We start from the raw sequence: 5,166 nt of genomic DNA on the forward strand, positions 1-5,166 counted from the left end.
AGGGCCGTCACGAACCAGGTGAAGCCAGTGGCCAACAGGGCCTGCTGGATGGCATTCAGCTCGAGGAACCAGTCAACCAACGCCATGCCTCTCGTCTGAGCCTGGACCCGATCCGTCCCTGTGGGCAGACGCCCAATGCTCGCCAGCCGACCGCGATCTGGCTGCAGCAATTGGGATTGTACTGGGAATTAGCCCAACCTAAAACAAGGAGTTCACGTGACAGGGTCTGCAACCGGGGAGCTCAGGTCAGCGTGCTTGTCGCCGTCGGCCTGCCCTACCAGCTCGGCGGCGGAGCGCTCGTTGGCCTCCCCCGGCCCGCCGAGCATCATGGCCAACTCGGTCAGGCGCTCCGCCTCGGTGAGTGGACCGATGGTGGTGAAGGTGCGTCCGGCGCGCTGCACTTTTTCCACCCGGAAGTGCTGGTCGGCATAGGCTGCCAGCTGCGGCAAGTGGGTGACACACAGCACCTGATGCTGGCGCGCCAGACGCCACAGCTTGCGCCCGACGGTGCTGCCCACCCGGCCGCCGATGCCCTGGTCGATCTCATCGAAGATCAGCGTCGGGGTGCGGTCGGCACGAGCCAACACACTCTTCAAGCCGAGCATCAGCCGCGAGGTTTCGCCGCCCGAGGCGATTTTTACCAGCGGCTTCAGTCCTTCGCCGGGATTTGGCGCCACCAGGAACTCGACCCGGTCGCTGCCGTGGGCGTGGAAGGCCACACGCCGGCCTTCGATGAACAATCCTTCGGGGTCCTCTTGCTGCTGGAGATCTACGCCGAAGCGGGCGCCCGCCATGCGTAGGTCGTCCAGCTCAGTCCCGATGTCCGCCGCCAGGCTCTCTCCGGCCCGGGCCCGCGCCTGGCTGAGCGCCTGTGCGGCGGAACCCAGGGCATGCAGCAATTGCGCCTCCTGGGCGGAGAGCTCCGCCAGCCGCTCTTCGGCGTGCGTGATCGTATCCAGCTCGCGGCCAGCCGCCTCGGCGTGTGCCAGCACGCTTTCCAGGCTGTCGCCGTACTTGCGCATCAGACTCCGCAGCAGTCCGAGGCGCTCCTCAACCTCATCCAGCCGCCGGGGGTTGAACTCGATCGATTCGCGGTACTCCCGCAGACGCTTTGCCAGGTCCGCCGTCTGCTCAAGCAGCCCCTGCAATTCCAGGGGAAGCTCGGCCAGGCTGGTGTCCACCCGCGCCAGCGAGTGCAGCGCCTGCGCCGCCTCACCCAGACGGTCGACCGCCGTCGGCCGTTCATCGATCGCCTCGTCCAGGCTGCTGGCGGCCAGGGCAGCCAGCGAGGCCAGCTGTTCGGCATTCGCCAGGCGCGTCCTCTCCTCCGCCAGCACAGCCTCTTCCCCGGGCTTGATCTGGGCCGACTCGATCTCGCGAATCTGGAAAGTCAGGTATTCGGACCGGCGGGCAGCATCCCGCTCGGCCTGGCGCAGCGCGGCCAACAGCCGGCGGACGTCGCTCAGTAGGGTGTAGCCGGCTTCATACTCGGCCCGCAGCCCACCGTTGTGGGCGAATCGATCCAGCAGTTCCAGGTGCTCGCCCACTCGCAGCAGGCTCAAATGCTCGGACTGCCCGTGCACATCCACCAGCTGCTCACCGATCTCGCGCAGCAGGTTCAGGCCGACCGAGCGGCCGTTTACCCGACAGATATTCCGGCCCTCGCGCCGGATCTCTCGCACCAGCGAGACGCATGCCGGATCGTCCGCCAGGCCTTCCGCCTCCAGCCGGGCATTCAGGCTCCCTTGATTTTCCGGCGGGATCTCGAAGTCCGCCTCGACAAGCGCCGCCGGTGCCTGAGCCCGGACGAAGGTGGTCTCGGCCCGTCCACCCAAGATCAGTTCCACCGCGTCCACCAGGATGGACTTGCCGGCACCGGTTTCGCCGGTCAGCACGACGAAACCGCCGGCAAGCTCCAGCTCCAGCTCGTCGATGATGGCGAAATCGCGGATGTGCAGGTGGCGGAGCATGGCCCCAAGCTACATGCGGATGCCGCGCAGCCGATAGTACAGCGTGCTGGCGATCAGGCCGCCGTACACCAGCGGCCAGATGAGCTGCAGTCCGATCCCGGCCAACAGGTTGAGCCCCACGTTGCTGGTGAACATCAGGATGGCATTGAAGACGGGAATGACAAGGTTGAGCAGCACACCGACGATGGCCCCGACGGCGGCCGTCAACGGCAGCCTGAGGCCGCGCCGCCGGCGAACGGCAAAGCGGATCGCCTCGGCCAGCGCCCCGCCGACCAACGGCGCCACGAAGATCCCCCAGAAACCGATCAGGTTGAGAATGCCGGTCGCCATCGCCGTGCCCAAGGCGGCGATGACAAAGGCCAGTACGAAGTCCAGTGGGGTCGCCGTCTCGAAGACGGCCTGCTGCCCGCGCACGCACTCTTTGCAGCGGTAGCCGACGGGAGTCAGCACGGCGCACTTGGTGCAGATCGGTTTCTCACAACGGTTACAGCGCAGCGTTGTCGGTCGATCGGGATGGTTGGCGCATACCAGTGCGGATTCTGTCATTCTTCATCTCTCGGATTGGAGTTTTGGCTCAGCCGGGCGGTCAGGTTTCGGTAGAAGTAACCGGGGTCCTGAAAGCGGACGAAGTTCACGTTGTGCCGGCCGGCGCGGACATCCACCCGATCGCCACTCAGCATTTCGACCGGCGTCTGGCCATCGGCGCTAATCGACGCCGGGTGCTCGCTGTAGACCGTCACCCGGACCCACGAGCCTTCGTGCAGCACGATGGCCCGGTCAACGGACAGGTGGGGCGCCACGGGCACCACCAGGATGTTGCGCAGGTCCGGCGGAAGGATTGGCCCTCCGGCCGCCAGGGCGTAGGCGGTCGATCCGGTCGGAGTAGCAACAATCAGCGCGTCAGCAGCAAAATGGGTGGCGTACCGTCCCTCGATCTCGGCCTTCAACCGCACCAGGCGGACCATGCCGCCCCGCCCGATGACGCATTCGTTGAGGACGTCCCACTCGCCCAGCAAGGCCTCACCGCGCCACAGGCTGGCGGTGAGCATCATGTGGCGCTCCAGCCAGAAGCTGCCAGCCAACAGGCGGTCCACTGCCGGGCGCCACTGGCCGCGATCGATCTCGGTCAGGAAGCCAATCCGGCCCAGGTTGACGCCTAGAATGGGGACACCGTGAGGGGCACACAGATGGCTGGCGCGCAGCACCGTGCCGTCCCCGCCGAGGGCGATCAGCAGGTCCACCTGGTGGGCTTCGATACTCTCCCGAACCGAGTCGTCCCCCAGGATGCCCTGCACGACGGGCAGCCCGCGGTCGGCAAGGAGTCCGGCGATGGCGGCCATGGTGGTGAAGGCTTCAGCCAGCTTGGGATTGGCGACGAGCGTCACCCGGCTGGGAGGGGAGGACCGAGCTTCCATGCGCAGGTATTATACGCGGCGCGGTTCGGCAGCCGTGCGAGGCCGGCGGCATGGGCCCGCCTCGTCGATTGCTCTCCTCGGATTCACTGGCGCTCGAGCTTGATCTCTACGGCCTGCAGCGCCGCCCGCAACTCGTGCTGCTGCTTGCTGGTCGTCAGGTCGCCACGGGTGCGCTCGACCACGCCCCGCACCATGTCGGTGATGCGGCGCAGGTTGCCGGTGATCGCATCCGGGAAGTCGACGGTCACCAGTAAGCCATAGATATCGTCCATCGCCGCCAGCAGGCGTTCCGCTTCCTGGCTGTGGCCGTGACGCAGGATGTCCAGCACTCGCCGGCGCAGTTCACCGGCGGCCTCGCCCAGCCCGCCCAGGTAGGAAGCGTAGTCGACGTCCAGGCCTTCGGGCTCGGGGATGGGTTCGCCGGCGACGAGGGCCCGCACCAGACTGGCTTCGGCGAATTCCTTGAGGGCGTCTTGAGTGTAGCCGGCATGCAGCAGATCGGGGTACGGGGCCAGCCCCTGCCGCAGCGCGACGGCCAGGTCGTGGGCTTCCGAGAGCTCACGGTCCGCGGTCTGCGCCTCCCCGCGGTGGACGGCCCGGATGGCGAGCGAGGCATGGCGGACCAGGGTGCGTGACTGCTGCAAAGCCCGATCGCGGGCGGCATTCTTCTCTTCCAGATGGCCGCGGATGCGGCTGCCGATGGCCTCAAGCTGATCCACGCGGTTCCTCCCCTTCGGGGGCATCCCCGCCTCGGGCGCGGAAGAGCTGGTCTGCCAGGCCGGAACCTTCTGGGATGGTGATCTCTCCAAACAGCGCCTCGAACCGGCCGATCCGCTCGCCCAGGGCACGCAGCACCAGCTTGGCGTTCATGGGGGTCATCACGATTCGCGCCCGAACGCGCGCCTGGGGCATCTGGGGCATGAGCTGGGCGAAGTCGATCACGATCTCGGACGGCGAGTGGGTAATCAGGGCGAAGTTGGCGTACACCGGATCCAGATTGGATGGCAGCTGCACCTGGACCTGGTTGGGGGGCTGGGCCGCATCGTTCTTGCTCACATCCTGCTCCGTAGAAGAAAAGGCGCGAGCCCTCAACCACTCGCAGGCGGCTGAGGGCTCGCTGGGTTGGCTGGCTAGAACGGAATCTCGTCCTCAGTCTCTGGACCGGCGCCGGGGCCGCCTTCCTCGGCGGCCGTGCCGCCATCTTCCCGCCCGCCTATGAAGCGCACGGTCTCGGCCGTGACCTCGTAGGACGCCCGAGGGGCGCCGTCTTGGGCGTTCCAGATCCGCGGGTTGCCGTTGTCATCGGGGTTCAGGCGGCCCTCCACCAGCACCGGCCTCCCTTTGCGCAGGTACTGGTGGCAGCTCTCGGCTTGCTTGCCCCACACCGAGACCCGGAACCATACGGTCTGCTTGACCGTGTTCCCGCCGCTGTCGGTGTAGGTGCGGTTGGTGGCCACCGAAAGGTTGGTGACCGCCTGGCCGCCGGGCGTGTAGCGCATCTCCGGATCACGCCCGAGATTGCCAACGAGAATCACTTTGTGGAACATGGGGATCTCCTTCCGGTGGGGGTCTGAGTCAGGTTCCGGCCCGGGTGGCCGGTTCGCGTTTGGTTCACCCACCGCAACTAGAACAATTGTACTACCGCCAGAGATACTTGTCAAGTGCGTTCGGCCGACAGTTCACAGCACGGGTGGGGTTACCCCTGGCTGTTGGCGGCGTCCGCCGGGAAAGCGGGGCTCTGGGTCGGCGCTCGCCCCTCCGGCTCCCTCATCCGTTGCTGC

6 protein-coding genes are annotated in these 5,166 nt (G+C 66.8%); all 6 read right to left on the reverse strand.

What is annotated here, in order from left to right; translation table 11 throughout:
• Positions 1-212: 212 nt before the first annotated feature.
• Positions 213-1,970, reverse strand: coding sequence for a DNA repair protein RecN (gene recN, locus MUO23_14865; GenBank protein MCJ7514232.1), 1,758 nt, complete (start codon positions 1,968-1,970; stop codon positions 213-215).
• 9 nt (positions 1,971-1,979) lie between these two features.
• Positions 1,980-2,516, reverse strand: a complete 537-nt coding sequence (locus tag MUO23_14870; GenBank protein MCJ7514233.1) for a B-box zinc finger protein — start codon at positions 2,514-2,516, stop codon at positions 1,980-1,982.
• Complete coding sequence (locus tag MUO23_14875; protein MCJ7514234.1) at positions 2,513-3,385, reverse strand: NAD(+)/NADH kinase; 873 nt, start codon at positions 3,383-3,385, stop codon at positions 2,513-2,515. Before MUO23_14875 ends, MUO23_14870 begins: the two co-directional genes overlap by 4 nt.
• An 83-nt stretch (positions 3,386-3,468) precedes the next feature.
• On the reverse strand, positions 3,469-4,104 hold the full coding sequence (locus tag MUO23_14880; GenBank protein MCJ7514235.1) for a haloacid dehalogenase: 636 nt from the start codon (positions 4,102-4,104) through the stop codon (positions 3,469-3,471).
• Positions 4,091-4,441 (reverse strand): DUF3467 domain-containing protein, encoded by a 351-nt coding sequence (locus MUO23_14885; protein MCJ7514236.1) that lies wholly within the window; start codon positions 4,439-4,441, stop codon positions 4,091-4,093. The genes MUO23_14880 and MUO23_14885 overlap by 14 nt, the downstream gene beginning before the upstream one ends.
• Before the next feature lie 74 nt (positions 4,442-4,515).
• Entirely contained in the window at positions 4,516-4,932 is a 417-nt protein-coding gene (gene ssb / locus MUO23_14890; protein MCJ7514237.1) for a single-stranded DNA-binding protein, read from the reverse strand.
• Positions 4,933-5,166: the final 234 nt, after the last annotated feature.

The organism is Anaerolineales bacterium (assembly GCA_022866145.1).
Taxonomy (GTDB): Bacteria; Chloroflexota; Anaerolineae; order Anaerolineales; family E44-bin32; genus PFL42.

What these genes read in the sequence shown, in the direction of transcription:
- recN (MCJ7514232.1), bottom strand. Translation starts at nt 1,970, where the DNA reads ATGCTCCGCCACCTGCACATCCGCGATTTCGCCATCATCGACGAGCTG.
- MUO23_14870 (MCJ7514233.1), bottom strand. Translation starts at nt 2,516, where the DNA reads ATGACAGAATCCGCACTGGTATGCGCCAACCATCCCGATCGACCGACA.
- MUO23_14875 (MCJ7514234.1), bottom strand. Translation starts at nt 3,385, where the DNA reads ATGGAAGCTCGGTCCTCCCCTCCCAGCCGGGTGACGCTCGTCGCCAAT.
- ssb (MCJ7514237.1), bottom strand. Translation starts at nt 4,932, where the DNA reads ATGTTCCACAAAGTGATTCTCGTTGGCAATCTCGGGCGTGATCCGGAG.